The sequence below is a fragment of the Streptomyces sp. 11-1-2 genome (assembly GCF_003595545.1).
GTDB classification, from domain to species: Bacteria; Actinomycetota; Actinomycetes; order Streptomycetales; family Streptomycetaceae; genus Streptomyces; species Streptomyces hygroscopicus_B.
Map to the genome: position 1 here is coordinate 5,489,424 of NZ_CP022545.1, position 14,489 is coordinate 5,503,912.

General features: G+C 71.5%; 15 protein-coding genes and 1 tRNA gene. 6 read left to right on the forward strand and 10 right to left on the reverse strand.

Features of this window, described 5'->3' with window-relative positions:
* Window positions 1-48 precede the first annotated feature (48 nt).
* Genes CGL27_RS22990 through CGL27_RS23000 form a run of 3 tightly spaced genes read left to right on the forward strand, consistent with a single transcriptional unit; the run spans window position 49 to window position 3,735 of the window.
* A complete protein-coding gene (locus tag CGL27_RS22990) occupies window positions 49-738 on the forward strand; it encodes a response regulator transcription factor (RefSeq protein WP_107439095.1) in 690 nt (229 codons plus the stop codon).
* Complete coding sequence (locus CGL27_RS22995) at window positions 735-2,612, forward strand: GAF domain-containing sensor histidine kinase (protein ID WP_162953047.1); 1,878 nt, start codon at window positions 735-737, stop codon at window positions 2,610-2,612. The genes CGL27_RS22990 and CGL27_RS22995 overlap by 4 nt, the downstream gene beginning before the upstream one ends.
* Window positions 2,613-2,661: 49 nt before the next feature.
* The gene (locus CGL27_RS23000) at window positions 2,662-3,735 is read left to right on the forward strand and encodes a polyprenyl synthetase family protein (protein ID WP_119989703.1); all 1,074 of its coding nucleotides are present in this window, start codon (window positions 2,662-2,664) and stop codon (window positions 3,733-3,735) included.
* On the opposite strand, the gene CGL27_RS23005 is transcribed toward CGL27_RS23000, so the two are convergent.
* From CGL27_RS23005 to CGL27_RS23015, 3 genes are read right to left on the reverse strand one after another with little or no spacing between them, the layout of a single operon-like run.
* Window positions 3,710-4,915 (reverse strand): glycosyl hydrolase family 8, encoded by a 1,206-nt coding sequence (locus CGL27_RS23005; RefSeq protein WP_119989705.1) that lies wholly within the window; start codon window positions 4,913-4,915, stop codon window positions 3,710-3,712. The genes CGL27_RS23000 and CGL27_RS23005 overlap by 26 nt on opposite strands.
* Window positions 4,912-5,082, reverse strand: coding sequence for a hypothetical protein (locus CGL27_RS23010; protein ID WP_162953048.1), 171 nt, complete (start codon window positions 5,080-5,082; stop codon window positions 4,912-4,914). Before CGL27_RS23010 ends, CGL27_RS23005 begins: the two co-directional genes overlap by 4 nt.
* Before the next feature lie 39 nt (window positions 5,083-5,121).
* On the reverse strand, window positions 5,122-5,478 hold the full coding sequence (locus tag CGL27_RS23015) for a PRC-barrel domain-containing protein (protein WP_119989707.1): 357 nt from the start codon (window positions 5,476-5,478) through the stop codon (window positions 5,122-5,124).
* 165 nt (window positions 5,479-5,643) lie between these two features.
* Between CGL27_RS23015 and CGL27_RS23020 the strand changes: the two genes are divergently transcribed.
* Window positions 5,644-5,811 (forward strand): hydrophobic protein, encoded by a 168-nt coding sequence (locus tag CGL27_RS23020; RefSeq protein WP_078642219.1) that lies wholly within the window; start codon window positions 5,644-5,646, stop codon window positions 5,809-5,811.
* A 162-nt stretch (window positions 5,812-5,973) separates the two neighbouring features.
* Here CGL27_RS23020 and CGL27_RS23025 read toward each other — a convergent pair whose 3' ends face one another.
* Window positions 5,974-6,798, reverse strand: a complete 825-nt coding sequence (locus CGL27_RS23025) for an RNA polymerase sigma factor SigF (protein ID WP_205587735.1) — start codon at window positions 6,796-6,798, stop codon at window positions 5,974-5,976.
* A gap of 170 nt (window positions 6,799-6,968) precedes the next feature.
* On the reverse strand, window positions 6,969-8,201 hold the full coding sequence (locus CGL27_RS23030; RefSeq protein ID WP_119994509.1) for an MFS transporter: 1,233 nt from the start codon (window positions 8,199-8,201) through the stop codon (window positions 6,969-6,971).
* 121 nt (window positions 8,202-8,322) lie between these two features.
* Between CGL27_RS23030 and CGL27_RS23035 the strand changes: the two genes are divergently transcribed.
* Window positions 8,323-8,742, forward strand: a complete 420-nt coding sequence (locus CGL27_RS23035; protein WP_205587736.1) for an ArsR family transcriptional regulator — start codon at window positions 8,323-8,325, stop codon at window positions 8,740-8,742.
* Window positions 8,743-8,865: 123 nt separating this feature from the next.
* Window positions 8,866-9,543 carry a DUF4232 domain-containing protein gene (locus CGL27_RS23040; RefSeq protein WP_205587737.1) on the forward strand — a complete coding sequence of 226 codons (678 nt, stop codon included), beginning with the start codon at window positions 8,866-8,868 and terminating at the stop codon, window positions 9,541-9,543.
* Window positions 9,544-9,625: 82 nt separating this feature from the next.
* Here the strand turns inward: CGL27_RS23040 and CGL27_RS23045 are convergent, their stop codons facing one another.
* The 5 genes from CGL27_RS23045 to CGL27_RS23065 all read right to left on the reverse strand — a co-directional run bounded on the left by CGL27_RS23045 (window position 9,626) and on the right by CGL27_RS23065 (window position 14,457).
* Complete coding sequence (locus CGL27_RS23045) at window positions 9,626-10,285, reverse strand: response regulator transcription factor (RefSeq protein ID WP_119989709.1); 660 nt, start codon at window positions 10,283-10,285, stop codon at window positions 9,626-9,628.
* Window positions 10,282-11,451 carry a histidine kinase gene (locus CGL27_RS23050; protein WP_119994512.1) on the reverse strand — a complete coding sequence of 390 codons (1,170 nt, stop codon included), beginning with the start codon at window positions 11,449-11,451 and terminating at the stop codon, window positions 10,282-10,284. Before CGL27_RS23050 ends, CGL27_RS23045 begins: the two co-directional genes overlap by 4 nt.
* Window positions 11,452-11,544: 93 nt before the next feature.
* A complete protein-coding gene (locus CGL27_RS23055; protein WP_119989711.1) occupies window positions 11,545-12,468 on the reverse strand; it encodes an alpha/beta hydrolase family protein in 924 nt (307 codons plus the stop codon).
* A gap of 267 nt (window positions 12,469-12,735) precedes the next feature.
* Window positions 12,736-12,809, reverse strand: a tRNA-Thr gene (locus CGL27_RS23060).
* A gap of 103 nt (window positions 12,810-12,912) precedes the next feature.
* Complete coding sequence (locus CGL27_RS23065) at window positions 12,913-14,457, reverse strand: alpha/beta hydrolase (RefSeq protein ID WP_119989713.1); 1,545 nt, start codon at window positions 14,455-14,457, stop codon at window positions 12,913-12,915.
* Window positions 14,458-14,489: the final 32 nt, after the last annotated feature.

Below are 14,489 nucleotides of genomic sequence, written 5' to 3' on the forward strand. Positions count from 1 at the left end.
GTCCGTCTCCGCTCGTGCGGCGATGTACTCCATGGGCAGGTGAACCAAGTGGCGCTTCGCGTGCTGATCGCAGACGACCATGCGGTGGTCCGGCAGGGCCTACGCATGATCCTTGGGCTCGACAACGAAATCAAGGTGGTGGGCGAGACGACCAACGGCCGGGAAGCCGTGCGGCTGGCCCGGGAACTGTGCCCCGACGTCGTCCTCATGGACCTGCTGATGCCGGTGATGGACGGCGTATCCGCCACGGCGGAGATCCGCCAGGACCTCCCCGAGATCGAGGTGGTGGCGCTGACCAGCTCCCTCGACGACGCCATGGTCATGGGCGCGGTCCGGGCGGGGGCCATCGGCTTCCTGCTGAAGAACGCCGAGGCCGACGACCTCCGTAACGCGGTGAAGGCCGCCGCCGCGGGCCAGATCCATGTCTCCCCGGCCGCGATCTCCCGGCTGATGGGCCAGGTCAGGGAGCCGAGCGGCCCGGAGCAGCTCACCGAGCGGGAGACCGAGGTCCTCACCATGCTCGCGCGCGGCAAGGCCAACAAGGAGATCGCCCACGATCTGCGGATCGGCCAGCAGACGGTGAAGACGTATGTCAGCCACATCCTGACCAAGCTGGGGGTGCACAGCCGGACCCAGGCGGCGGTCTACGCGGTGCAGTCCGGCCTGGTACCGGCGGGTGAACTCACCCCTCCGGAAGCACTGGAGTCCACGACGAGGGAGCAGTGGTGGTCGGCGTGATCAATACACGATGGACCCCGATCCGGCGGCGACGGAGCGCCACCGCGCTCGCCGAGGTCACCCAACACATCCTGGCGGGCGAGACCGCCGACGACACGCTCCGGCTGATCGCCCGCCGGGTGCGTGAGCTCCTGGGCGCCGATATGGCCCGGGTGATGGTGCTGGAGCCGGGCGACGTCCTGACGATACGAGCCACCGACGGCGCCCCATGGACCGCGCCGAGCGGCCCCCTGACGCCCGGCGGCTCCTCCCCCGCCCGCCAGGCGATCCGCGCCGGACGGCCCACGGTCTCCAGCCACGACCGGCGGCCTCGCCGGCTCGGCCGGGACCCCCGGCACGCGGTCCCGGCCTCGGTGCTGGACGCGCCGCTGCTGGTGCGCGGCCACCCCGTGGGGGTGATCGAGGTGGCGAACCGCGGCAGCGGGCGACGGCTCAGCCATGCCGATGTGAGCACCGTGGGACGCTTCGCGGCCCCCGCGGCCCATGCGGTCGCCCAGATCCGGCACCGGGAACATCTGCGGCGGCTGGCGTCCGCGGCCGCCGGACCGGGCTCCGGCGGTTCCGCGGGCTCTTCGGGGTCATCGGGCCTGCCGGACCCTTCGGGGTTCGCTTCCGGGTCCTCGGGGCCTTCGGGATTCGCGGGGGCGTCGGGGCTCGCGGGAGCGTCGGGACCTTCGGGTTCCCCTTGGGGCTCGACCGGTTCCCCGGGGTTCACCCGTTCCTCCGGCCCCTGCGTACGGCGGACCCTGGACTCCCTGGCCGCGGGCGCGGTGGCCCGTACCGGGGCCGCGAGCTGCACGGTCTATCTGCTGGAGCCCGGACCGTCGGCGAACCTGCGCCTGGTCGGCGGCGGCCACGGCCACACCCCGCCGTCCCGGAAACCGGCGCTGGAGGCGATCGCCGGGGCCGCGCCCGTCATCCACGGCGGCGGCCGTACCGGCGCGGACGGTGAGGGCCCGGCGCGGGGCGCGGTGGCCGCCTGGCCACTGCTGCGCGAATCCACCGCGATCGGCGCGATGTGCTGCCACTTCCCGCCCGGCCGCGACCCCGGCGAGGCGGATATCACCCTACTGGAGGTGATCGCGGGGCATGCGTCCTGCGCGGTGGAGAACGACCGGCAGCAGGGGGCCACCCAGGAGAGGTCCGTCCGGGAGGAGCGGCAGCGCATCTCGCGCGAGCTGCACGACTCGGTCTCGCAGGCGCTCTACGGCATCGCACTGGGTGCCCGTACCGCCCGCGAGATGCTGGAACGCGACATCGACAGCGCGGAGCCGGTGGGACGGGTCGAGACGCCGAGCCCACTGGAAGGGGCGGTATGGGTCGATCCGGCGGGCGGCCACGAGGCCGTCGGGGAGGTGGTGGGCCTCGCCGAGCTGGCCGAACTCGCCGAGCCCATCGAGTACATACGGCGGCTCGCGGACGCCGCGATCGCCGAGACCCGGACCCTGCTGTGCCGACTGCGGCCCGAATCGCTGGAGACCGAGGGCCTGGTCACCGCGCTCACCCAGCATATCGAGGCGCTCCGGGCCCGGTACGGGATCGCCACCGAGGCGAAGCTGGACGCCGAACCGGAGACCACACCGGAGGCCAAGCACGCCCTGTACCGGATCGCCCAGGAGTCGCTGCACAACATCGCCAAGCATTCGCAGGCCCGGAACGTACGGCTCCATCTGCTCAACGAACCGGGCGCCGTCACCTTGACGGTCGCCGACGACGGCGTGGGCTTCGACTGCAAGGGCTCCTTCCCCGGCCATCTCGGGCTGCTCTCCATGCGGGAGCGGGCCCGTGAGGTGGGCGGCACGCTGAACGTGGACAGCCGTCCCGGACAGGGAAGCCGCATCCGGGCCAGGGTTCCGGCCACGCCGGATTCCTGAGCCGCCGCCCTGAGACCGGTCACCGACGACATATGAGACATTTCTGTCCATGCAGCCGACCGTGCGGGACCGCGCGCTGGCGGACGGCCTCCGGGCCGGCCAAGCGGCGGTCGACGAGGGCCTGTTGAAGGCCACCAAGAGCGATGTGCCGTTCATCAACGAGGCCGCGCGGGAGCTGACCCGCACGGCCGGGCGGCGGCTCCGGCCACTGCTGGTACTGCTGGCGGCGCGGTTCGGCGACCCCGGCGCACCGGGCGTGGTGCCCACCGCCGTCGTCGTCGAGCTGACCCATCTGGCCACGCACTACCACGACGGCGTACGGGACCAGGCGGCCGTACGGCGCGGCGCCCCGCGCCCGGACGCCAACTGGGACAACACGGTGGCCGTGCTCATCGGTGACTTCCTCTTCGCCCGCGCCTCGCACATCCTCGCCGACCTGGGGACACAGGCCGTACGGCTCCAGGCCGAGGCGTTCCGGCGGCAGGTCACCGGCCAGATCCTGGAGACGGCCGGACCGCGCGACGGCCGCGACCCCGTCGAGCACCATCTGGAGGTGCTGGCGAGCCGGACCGGCTCGCTGACCTCCGTCTCCGGACGGCTCGGCGCGCTGGTCTCGGGTGCGGACCCGAGCGCCGTCGACGCCCTCGAGCGATACGGCGAACGGCTGGGCGTGGCGAGCCATCTCGCCGACGAGGTGGCGGCCCCGACCGCCCGCCGCCCCACTCTGCCTGTGCTGCTGCTGGCGGAGCGGGTGGAGGCGGAGGAGCCCGCCGGCCCGGCGAACCGCACGGACCGTGCGGACCGTGCGGATCGTGCGGACCGTGCGGACCATGCGGACCATGCGGATCTCGCGGACCGGGAGCTGTACGAGCTGCTCACCGGGCCCGCCGATCGGCCGGGGTACGCGGAGGCGGTGGCGCGGCTGCGCACCCACCCGGTCCTGGACCGGGCCCGCGAGGAGACCGCCCGTCAGGCCGACGCCGCCCGCGCGGCCCTGTCGGCGCTCCCCGACCGCCCGGCGAGGGCCGCCCTGGAATCGCTCTGCGAGGCGGTGGTGCGGCGGGCCGGCGCCGTTCCGCCGCCCGGGCCGGGCGCCCCTACGGCACCCAGTAGTTCTGGCTGACCACCAGCATCGACTGGAGCTGCACCCCCGCCGCGTAGGCGCGGGCCGGATCGGGCGGGGAGCCGCACATCCGCGCCCACAGCGCGTCCAGCCAACTCTGCGCCCCCTCGCCCTCCCCTTCGCCCCCTTCGTCACCCATCTCGCCCTCCGTCATCGCGGCAACCGCGAAGGGCGCGAAGAAGGCGGGCGAGCCGGCATCCCCATAGGCCGTGCCGTCGAGCCGGTATCCGCTCCGGATTCCCCCGGGGTCACCGCCCGTCGCCGTCCTCGCCCAGCGGCTGAGCCCGCGCGCGGCGGCCCGGGTCCGTGTGTCGCCGCTGGTCACCGCGTCGGCGCCGAGCCGCCAGGGGACGCGGCAGGCGTTCCAGTGGTAGTCGCCGTCATGCGGGCTCTCCAGCACCTTCCCCGGCGCGGGCCTCGGATCGCCGGACGTGGTGTCCACGACGAAGTCGGGGAGCAGCCCGGTGGCCGGGGCATGGCGGGTGCGCAGCGCACCGGCCAGCGACAGATGCGCGTCCAGCACCTCGTCCCACCGCGGATCGCCGGTCGCCGCGCGGAACGCCCGGAAGTGGTCCGGCATCCAGTCCGACGTGCGGGAGACCTCGTCGAAGCGGCCCGAGGACCAGTCGCCGAGCTTGGTCAGCCGGGTGCCGGGGTGCACCTCGCGCTCCATGACGGCGTCGATCCGCCGCAGTGCGAGCGCCTTGTAGTCGCCGTGGCCGCCGCCCCACTGCCGGTCCGCGAGCAGCAGCCCGTACGCGATGTCGAGGTCGCCGTCGGTCGCGGAGTCCCGTCCCCCGACGTCCCGGCCACCGGCGTCCTGCTGGGCGGCGTGCAGCTCGGGGTGGTTGACGGAGGGGTGGGCCAGCACATGCCGGAGGATGCCGTCGAAGAGGGCGTGGGCGTCGTGGTCGGCGCCCGCCATCAGCGCGGTGATCACCAGTCCGTAGCCCTGGGCCTCGGCGACGAAAGGGTGCGCCGCGTCGGGGGTGAACACCGCGCACCGGCCCCGGCCGCCCACCTCGTCACCCGACCGGAGGAAGAATGCCTTCCACCGCCGGTAGTGCTCCAGGACCTGCCGGTCGGCCGCCGCCGGGTCGCCGGAGGGCCGGAGCGTGCCGGGGACGTACGGGACCGAGTGCGCCCCGAACGGGACGCACGCCGCATCGCGTCCCCTCATCGGACCCGATGCCGCCGGGACCTCCGCGCCAGCCGCACCAGCCCGAGGACGATGTCGATCACCAGCACCACCACACCGATGACCAGCAGATAGCCCAGCCCGTGCACCACCCAGCCGATGAGGCCGAGCACGATGGCAACGATCACCAGGAACAGGAAGAGCGCCACGGCCGACACCTCTCCTCGATCGTCAAGCGTCCACGGCCATCAGCGGCGTGCGAGCTGCCGCCCGCCGCCCGGACCCGACTGGTACGTCTTCCCGTAGTGCTGGAAGATCGCCCCCTCCTGTTCCGCGGGCAGCACATCGTCGATGCCGACCCAGGGGGCCTTCTTCACCAGCGAGCGTGTGTAGGAGACCTTCACATAGCCCGGCCCGACCACCGCGTCGTCCACCGGGACGAACACCAGCCGGTGGCGGGTGGGCAGTCCGGTGCGGACGGTGGCCATGGCGGGTTCATCGGTGGCGGTGGCCACGTAGATCGCCTCGAGCACCCCGATCTTGCGGCCCTGCTCATCGACGACATCCTGGTCACGCCACTCACGGATATCGGCTGGCTGGATCATGACGTATCACCCTCTGACCTCTGCCCCTCCAGCCTGCCTCCGCAGACCGTGAGACGCCACGCCATCCATCCACCAGGGGTAACGGGAGTGTTCGAAACAGCATGAATTAATCAGGTGTGCCGGATTCCCGATGGGGTACTCGCGGCGTCTAGGAGGTTGGTAATCATGGTTCCCCTGCTTGTCGTTCTTCTTCTCGCACTGCTTCTCTTCGGCGCCGGATTCGCCTTGAAGGCTCTGTGGTGGATCGCGGTCATCGTGCTCGCCGTCTGGCTGATCGGCTTCGTCGCCCGGCCGACGGTCGGCGGGCGACGTGGACGGTGGTACCGCTGGTAGCCCGAAGACCGTGCGGATAAACCCGACACAGCGCAGACCGAAGGGGCCCGGCCGGAGAAATCTCCGGCCGGGCCCCTTCGGTCTGCGTTCCCGCGTTCTGCTGTGAAGGCCGATGCGGCGGTGAGCGGAATCCGCTACGCGTACGCGACGGGCATCGCGTGCCTAGTCGGCGAGCATTCCTCGCCGCAACCGGCCCAGCGCGCGGCTGAGGAGCCGGGAGACATGCATCTGGGAGACGCCGAGCTCGGCGCCGATCTCCGACTGGGTCAGCTCCTCGCCGAACCGTAGCTGCAAGATGCGGCGGTCCCGCTCACCGAGCTCTTCCACCAGCGGCTTGAGCGCGTGCAGATTCTCCACGGTCTCCATGGCCGGGTCGACGTCGCCGAACCGGTCCGCGTACGTGGTCACCCGCGCGGCCCCGCTCTCCTGCTCGGCGGGCGCGTCCAGCGAGGTGGTGAGATAGCCGTTGCTGGCCACCAGTCCGTCGACGACCTCGTCCTCGCTCAGCTGCAGATGCTCCGCGAGCTCGGCCGTGGTGGGCGACCGGTCCAGCCGCTGGAACAGCTCCTCGTTCGCCTTGGCGAGGTCGATCCGCAACTCCTGCAGTCGGCGGGGAACATGCACCGCCCAGCTGGTGTCGCGGAAGAACCGCTTGATCTCGCCGACGATGTACGGAACGGCGAAGGTGGTGAACTCGACCTCGCGGCTCAGGTCGAACCGGTCGATCGCCTTGATCAGCCCGATGGTGCCGACCTGGACGATGTCCTCCATCTCCACCGAGCGGTTGTGGAACCGCCGGGCGGCGTACCGGACCAGCGACAGGTTGAGCTCGATAAGGGTGTTCCGCACGTACTGGTACTCGTGCGTCCCCTCCTCCAGCTCCGTCAGCCGGTCCAGGAACGTCTTGGTCAGCGCCCGCGCGTCCTTGGGCGCCACCTTTGCAGGATCGTCCACCGTGGGCAGATCGGACAGCCCGGCGTTCTCCATTCCATCCAGTGCAATGTCACGTACCTGAACGCCATGTGCCTGCTCAGCTTCGGCTGCCGTCAGTGTCGACATTGTCGCAGGTGCCGTGTCGTTCACCGTCGCACTCCCTGTATCGGCTGCATGCATAGGCTGATTGGGGACCCGCCTACCCACCCTCGATGCCTCCATGCCTACTTCCTGCGGGAAGATGGCGGGCCGACGAGGACCACCAGCCCCCCGACGAGGGCCAACGCCATGAGCACGGCTCCGAAGACGGTCGCCCCCGTCGTCAGCCCCGCCGCATCGCTGAGGTAACCCGCCGTTACCGGCAACACGCCCGCGGGCACATAGCCCCCGACGTTGAGCGCCGCGTTGGCCTCCGCCAGACGGCTCGCCGGAACAGTGGAGTTGAGCAGCGACAACCCACCGAGCTGCCCCATCCCCTGCCCCGCCCCGGCCAGCAGCGCGGCGGCGACGAGCAGCGGTACGGACGAGGCGCGGACGGCGGCGATGAGCGCGCCCATGCCGATCGTCGTACTGACGGCACCGGCGATGAGGATCGTCCGCCGGTCCAGCCGCTGGACCGCGAACTGCGCACCGGTCGCGGTGAGGAACATCACGAAGGCCATGGCCCCCGCGGCCACCGGGCTGGTGGTGTCCAGCAACCCCGAGAGCAGCGACGGCCCGAGGGACAGCACGAAGGAGGTGGCGGTGATGCCGGGCGCGAAGACGGCGATGCCCATGAGGAGTTGCCCACCGCTCCCCCGCGGCACCCCGGGTATCCGCACCCACGCATCCTTCGCGGGCGCGACTGTCCGCACCCACGCCCCCTTCGCGGGCGCGACGGGACGCCGCACCGGCATCCGCGCCACGACCAGGACGGCCGCCGCCAGCAGCACCGCCTCCAGGACGAACACCCCCTTGCCCAGCACCCCGGCGAGCAACGGCCCCAGCCCGGCCCCGAACACCATCGCGCACGAGGCCAGCAGCGCCGCCAGCCGCCGTCGCCCCGGCCCGGCCACATCGGTCACCGCCGCCATCCCGGCGGAGACGACGGCGCCCACCGCGATCCCGCTGAACAGCCGCGCCACGATCAGCGCCGCCACGGCCGACGCGCTCGCGAAGATCGCGCATGCCGCCATCGCGAGCCCGAGTGCGGGCAGCAGCACGGGCTTCCGTCCCACCCGGTCCGACACCACGCCCGAGACCAGCAGCGAACCGAGCAGCCCGACGATGTAGCAGGCGAAGATCACCGTCAGGGTGCCCTTGGAGAACCCGATTTCGCGCTGCCACCGCACATACAGCGGCGTCGCCGCGTTCGAGAGGACGAACACGGCGGTGACCGGCCATGCGGCCGTCCACACCCACCGGGTCGCGGCCGCTCCTTCCTCCCTCTCCTCATGCGCCTCCCGCGCACCCGGCACCGCCACGGGCCGACTCCCCGTCACGACAGCTCCTCCCGACGACCTCAGTACGACTAAAGTCGAACTTAGCATGCAGTACGATTGGACTCGTACAGCGAGCCGCGCGACGAGGACCCCACCGATGACCACCCGGACAGCCCACACGGCACAATCACCCCAAAGCGCCCGCCCCGCCATCAAGGCGCTCCCCGAACCCCCCGACCTCCCGCCCCCGCTCCCGGAACCGGCCGTGGAGGAGATCCGCCTGGAGACGGTCCTGGGCGCCCTGAGCGACCCCCTCCGCCTCCGCATCGTGCGCAAACTGCTCCTCGAATCGGAGCGGTTCGATCACACCTGCGGCTGGTTCGGTCTGGACCGCCCCAAGTCCTCGCTCACCCACCACTTCAAGGCCCTCCGCGAGGCAGGCATCACCCGCCAGCGCCAATACGGCCTGGAGCGCCGCAGCCACGTCCGGATAGCCGACCTCAACGCCCGCTTCCCCGGTCTCCTGGACCTCGTGGCCGACTGGACCCCGGCCGACTGGACCCCGACCAAGGGGTGACGGCGGGCGTTAGCCGGACGTTAGCGAATCGGCAGCGGTCGTTAAGAGAACGCCAGCGGCGGCCGACACCATGGATGGTGCGTGAGCAGGAGCCGCACAAACCGAAAGCCCATGGGGGTCGTCATGTCGCACCACATTCTCAACCGCCGAGTCCGCAAGGCCGGTGTGGCCGCGCTGATCGCCGCCGCCTCGGCCGTCGCCCTCACCGCCTGCGGGAGCAACGACTCGTCGTCCGACGCCAAGGGGGACTCCTCCTCCCACGCGTCATCCTCCGCGAAGTCGTCGCAGTCGGACACCTCGGTCCACAACCAGGCGGGCCGGACCGGCAAGCAGGCAACAGCCCTGGGCTCGGGGTCCGACAAGTCGCAGGCGACCGCCGAATGCCAGCCGGGGACGCTGCGGGCGACCCTGGACTCGGCCGGTACCTCCCAGGCGGGGATGAACCACCGGGGCACGTTCCTGCGGGTGAAGAACACCGGCGACGAGACCTGCGTGATCAGTGGCTACGCCGGACTGGCCCTGGAGGGCGCCGGGCACACCGCCATCGAGACCACCGCCCGCCGTGGCAACACCTACTTCGCCACCGACCCGGGCTCCCACCCGATCACCCTCGGACCGGGCAAGAGCGCCTGGGCCGACCTGGTGTGGACCACCACCGGCGCCTCGACCGCCCACGCGAAGTACCTGCAGATCTCCCCTACGGGCAGCAACTCCCACAGCACCGTCGCCTTCGGCGAGGACCTCGACAACGGCACCCTGTCGCTGACGGCCTGGTCCTCCAAGCCCCCCATCAACAGCTGACAACACGGCTGACGGCATGAAGAACCCCAGCTCGGACCCGGTCCGAGCTGGGGTTCCGCGCGTCCCGGCCACGCGCGGCGCGTCAGGTCACCAGACCCTGGCGGTAGGCGTAGACGACCGCCTGGACGCGGTCGCGAAGTCCGAGCTTGGCGAGGATGCGTGACACGAAGGTCTTGACGGTCTCCTGGCTTATCACGAGGGTCACGGCGATTTCGCTGTTGGAGAGGCCGTTCGCGATGAGGCGGAGGACTTCCAGTTCGCGCGGGGTCAGCGGGATGTCGCGCGGGGGACCCTCGGCGGGCCGGATGCGGGCGGCGTACGTGCCCACGAGCTGTCGCGTCACCTCGGGGTCCAGCAGTGCCGCCCCGCTGGCCACGGTCCGGATGCCGTGGAGCAGTTGGGACGGCGGCGCGTCCTTGAGCAGAAACCCGCTCGCTCCCGCGCGCAACGCCTCGTAGACGTACTCGTCCAGGTTGAACGTGGTCACCACGAGCACCTTGACGGGATGCGGCACCCCGGCACCGGCCAGCAGGCGGGTGGCCTCGATGCCGTCGAGCACCGGCATGCGTACGTCCATCACCACGACCTCCGGGCGCAGCCGGCCGGCGAGCTCGACCGCGGTCCGCCCGTCCCCGCACTCACCCACCACTTCGAGGTCGGGCTGAGCGTCGATGATCGTCACCAGCCCGGTGCGGACCAGCACCTGGTCATCGCAGACCAGGACCCGGATCGGCTCGGTCACGACGGGCTCCTCGCGGGTATCCGTGCCCGTACGACGAAGCCGCCGCCCGTCCGCGCGCCCGCGCTGAAGTCGCCGCCCAGGACGTCGACCCGTTCCCGCAGCCCGGCCAGGCCCCGCCCGCTCCCGCCGGGAGACCCGGCGGGGGACCCGGCCCGCGAGCCGGAACCGTCCGTGCTGACCTCCACGGTGATCTCCCTTGCGCCGTGGTGCACCTGGACCGAGGTGCGGCTGCCGTGAGCGTACTTGAGGGCGTTCGTCAGGGCCTCCTGCACGATCCGGTAGGCCACGAGGTCGCCGCTGCCGGTCGACTCCGCCGGCGTGCCCTCCTCGGTGAACTCCACCGGCTGCCCGGCCCGGCGGGTCTGCTCCACGAGCGTGAGAAGCCTGCTGACGGCCGGCATCCTGGCCTCGGTGCCGTAGTCCGGGTTGAGCAGATCGAGCAGGTGCCGCAGGTCGGTGATGGCCCGTCGGCCGGTGTCGGTGACGGCGGTCAGGGCCTGGTCGAGCCGGTCGGGCGCGGCGGTCAGATAGCGTGCCGCCTCGGCCTGCACGACCATCGCGGTCACGTGATGCGTCACGACGTCGTGGAGCTCGCGGGCGATGCGGGCACGTTCGGCGGTGCGGGTGTGCTCGGCGACGAGGCGGCGGCGTTCGGCCTCCGCGGCCCGGGTGGAGCGCAGCCACGACCCCATGCCCCACGGGAGGGCCAGCGCCAGGTAGTACAGCACGAACTCACCCGGCGATTCGGCGCCCGAACCGAGCCGGTAGAGCGCGACCGCCAGCGGCACATACGCCGCGGAGAAGAGGAGCGCGGTGGCGCGCCGGTGCCGTTCCAGATGGGACGCCACGCTCAGCAGCGCGACGGGCACCGCGGTACCCGCGAACGAGTGGTAGCCGCGGAGCTGGTCGACGGCGAAGCCGACCGACACCAGGGCGAGACAGACGACCGGCCACCGCCGCCGCACGGCGAGCGGAAGGCACTGGAGGGCGACCGCCACGACGGCCAGTGCGTCGAAGGGACGGCCCGGCAGCCCGCCGAGCTGCGTCCCGTGGTTGTGGAACGCCGGTACGAGCGACCCGGCGAGGATCAGCAGCCCGAGCGGCAGATCCCGGACCGTGACATCGAACCGGCGCCACAGCTCCGGCACCCGCCGAACAGCGATCACCGGCACCGGTCTCATCATCGACTCCTTCGTCCCTCCACAGCCACATCACCGCGGCGAAGGGAACGCTACGCAGGGAGATCTCCAACGCGCGTCCTACGCGCGGTCCGCGGCCTGCGAGGTGACGCGCTCGATCGCCTGGACGGCAACGTCAGGCTGGTCGACGTAGATGTAGTGCTCGCTGTTCTTGGCGGTGCTCAGCCTGCTGCGGCTGGAGACCGCGAGCCACTTGCGCTGACCCTTGGACCACGCCCGCTCCAGGCCCGGCCCGTATTCGGGCACCGCCGCGAGGTATTGCTTCCCGTGGTGGATCACCTCCACCGGGATGTCCCCGGCGGAACGGACCTTCCCGTCCGGCACCGTGAGCATCTCCGGCTCCCCTCCGTGCAGGATCGCGAGGGTCTGATCACGCAATGCGACCGCCGGGCCGGTGGCGGATTCGGGAATTCCCTTGTTGAGATCGGCGGTCTGGGTCGGTGAGGTGGCGTCCATCAAGACCAGCCCCTTGACCCTGTCCTGATGGCCGGGGGCATACCGGGCGGCGATCAGCCCGCCCAGCGAATGCCCCGCCAGCACGACCGGACCGTCACCGGCGACACGATCGAGCACCGCGGTCAGAACCTTCCCCGTGCTGTCGAGCGTCTGCGGCCCATCCGGCTCGTCACTGGCCCCTTCGCCGAGCCGGTCGTAGGCACAGACCCGGTTCTTCCCACTCAGGGTCTTCTGGATCCCGGCCACCTTCTCCAGCCCGTCGCCACCCCCGGCCAGCAGCACGATGACCGGCCTGCCGTCCGCCGAAGTCCCCGAACAGGACACGTTCACCAACCGGCCACCGACCTCGATCTTCTTGGTACCGGTGAGCAAGCCCTCATCAGCCGCCTTCCCCGGAGCGGCAGTGGACCTCCCACCCGCGGATGCGTCCGCATCCGCCTTCGTGGAGTCCTCACAGCCGACAAGCCCCGCACCTGCCACGGCACACGACAGCGCGAGCACTGCGGACAGCCGACCATTGCGGACCATGTTTGCTCCCCAGTAAGAGAATTGACGCCGAAAAGGCCACTTTTAGTGGCGGTCGACGCAATGCGCCGCCACATCCGCGGCCGAAGCACCGCGGCGATCTCGAACGCTACGGATCCGGCCCCCCGGAATCGTCACCACACGGTGGACACCCACACGTAGCTCGCACGGGGGACAGCCCCCACAAGGCCCGACGCGAGCCAGGTCACGGCATCTGAGCCAAACGGAAAAAGGCCCGGGTCACAGAAAATGTGACCCGGGCCTCAAGTGAGCCGCCTAAGGGAATCGAACCCTTGACCTACGCATTACGAGTGCGTCGCTCTGGCCGACTGAGCTAAGGCGGCATGCTGCGGTGCCAGATTGGCAGCAGCAGCGTCGCCAAGTCTACACAGTTTCGAGGGGTGCTCCGTACGGGGCCGGGTGGGGCCCAGACGGGGCCGGGGCTGGTCAGCGGCAGCGGGTGTGGGCGGCGGGTGGGCGGCCGGTGAGGAGGTAGGTGTTGATCGCGCCGTCGATGCAGCTGCTGCCGCGGCCGTAGGCCGTATGGCCGTCACCGTCGTAGGTGAGGAGGGTTGCGGAGGAGAGCTGGGCGGCCAGGGCGCGGGCCCAGGGGTAGGGGGTGGCGGGGTCTCGGGTGGTGCCGACGACGACGATGGGGGCGGCGCCCTTGGCGTGCAGGGCGCGGGGGGTGCCGGTCGGGCGGACGGGCCAGTAGGCGCAGTTCAGGGCCGCCCAGGCGAGGGCACCGCCGAAGACGGGGGATGCCTTCCGGAAGGCGGGGAGGGACTTCTTGACCTCGGCGGGGGTGCGGAAGGCGGGTGGGAGGTCGAGGCAGTTGACGGCGGGGTTGGCATACATGAGGTTGGCGTACGAGCCGTCGGCGTCGCGCTCGTAGTAGAGGTCGGCCAGGCTGAGCAGACCGGCGCCGTGGCCGCGCATCGCGGAGCGGAGGGCGGTGCGCAGCTGGGGCCAGGCGGTCTCGTCGTACATGGCGGAGATCACGCCCATGGTGGCGAGGGGCTCGCCCAGGGCGCGGAACTCGCCGGTGGGGACCGGGTGGGAGTCGAGGCGGGTGAAGAAGGCGCTGAGCCGGTCGCGGGCGGCGGCCACAGAGCCGGTGCCGAGGGGGCAGCCGGTGCGGCGTACGCAGTCCTTGGCGAAGGCGGTGAAGGCGGTTTCGAAACCGGCGGTCTGGTCGCGGTTGATGCGCCGGGAGGACAGCGTCGGATCGAGGGCGCCGTCGAGGACGAGACGGCCGACGCGGTGGGGGTAGAGGTCGGCGTAGGTCGCGCCGAGGAAGGTGCCGTAGGAGGCGCCGACGTAATGGAGCTTCCGGTCGCCCAGCGCGGCGCGCAGCACATCCATGTCGCGGGCCGCCTCGACCGTCGAGACATGGCGGAGGATCCGACCGGAGCGGGCCGCGCAGCCATGGGCGAACTTCTTGTAGGCGGCGACGAGACGAGTGGTCTCGCCACGGCCGTCGGGCGTCTGGTCGGTCTGGGTGAAGGCGTCCATCTGCCTGTTGCTCAGACAGGTGACGGGCTCGCTGTCGGCCACGCCGCGCGGGTCCATCGCCACCATGTCGTAGCGGGCGCGCACCCGGGTCGGGTAGCCCACGGCCGCGAAGCTCTGCAGATAGCCGACCGCGGAGCCGCCGGGGCCGCCGGGATTCACCAGGAGCGAGCCGAGGGGGCGGCCGGTGCCGGTCGCCTTCTTACGGGAGACGGCGAGTCTCAGATCCCGGCCGGTGCCGGGTCTCGCGTAGTCGAGTGGAGCCTTGAGCGTGGCGCATTCGAAGTCCGCACCGCCGCATGGGCGCCAGCTCAGCGACTGCTCGTAGTACGGCCTGAGAGCGGCGGGGACGGCCTTCTTCGACATCGACGCGGCGGGCGGCGAGGAGGCGCCGGCGGAGCAGCCGGTGGACAGCAGGGCGGCGGAGGCGAGGGCGGCGCCGAGGGTCCGGAGCGGGCGGCTGCTGTGCGGGGTGTGCATGGGCTGATCCCTCGGTTCGCGCGGTCGAGTCG

Excerpts from the sequence above, each read along its gene's own strand:
- CGL27_RS23005 (WP_119989705.1), bottom strand. The coding sequence starts at position 4,915 with ATGAGGGGACGCGATGCGGCGTGCGTCCCGTTCGGGGCGCACTCGGTC.
- CGL27_RS23020 (WP_078642219.1), top strand. The coding sequence starts at position 5,644 with ATGGTTCCCCTGCTTGTCGTTCTTCTTCTCGCACTGCTTCTCTTCGGC.
- CGL27_RS23055 (WP_119989711.1), bottom strand. The coding sequence starts at position 12,468 with ATGGTCCGCAATGGTCGGCTGTCCGCAGTGCTCGCGCTGTCGTGTGCC.
- CGL27_RS23025 (WP_205587735.1), bottom strand. The coding sequence starts at position 6,798 with ATGGAGAACGCCGGGCTGTCCGATCTGCCCACGGTGGACGATCCTGCA.
- CGL27_RS23065 (WP_119989713.1), bottom strand. The coding sequence starts at position 14,457 with ATGCACACCCCGCACAGCAGCCGCCCGCTCCGGACCCTCGGCGCCGCC.
- CGL27_RS23015 (WP_119989707.1), bottom strand. The coding sequence starts at position 5,478 with ATGATCCAGCCAGCCGATATCCGTGAGTGGCGTGACCAGGATGTCGTC.
- CGL27_RS23000 (WP_119989703.1), top strand. The coding sequence starts at position 2,662 with ATGCAGCCGACCGTGCGGGACCGCGCGCTGGCGGACGGCCTCCGGGCC.
- CGL27_RS23035 (WP_205587736.1), top strand. The coding sequence starts at position 8,323 with ATGACCACCCGGACAGCCCACACGGCACAATCACCCCAAAGCGCCCGC.
- CGL27_RS23040 (WP_205587737.1), top strand. The coding sequence starts at position 8,866 with ATGTCGCACCACATTCTCAACCGCCGAGTCCGCAAGGCCGGTGTGGCC.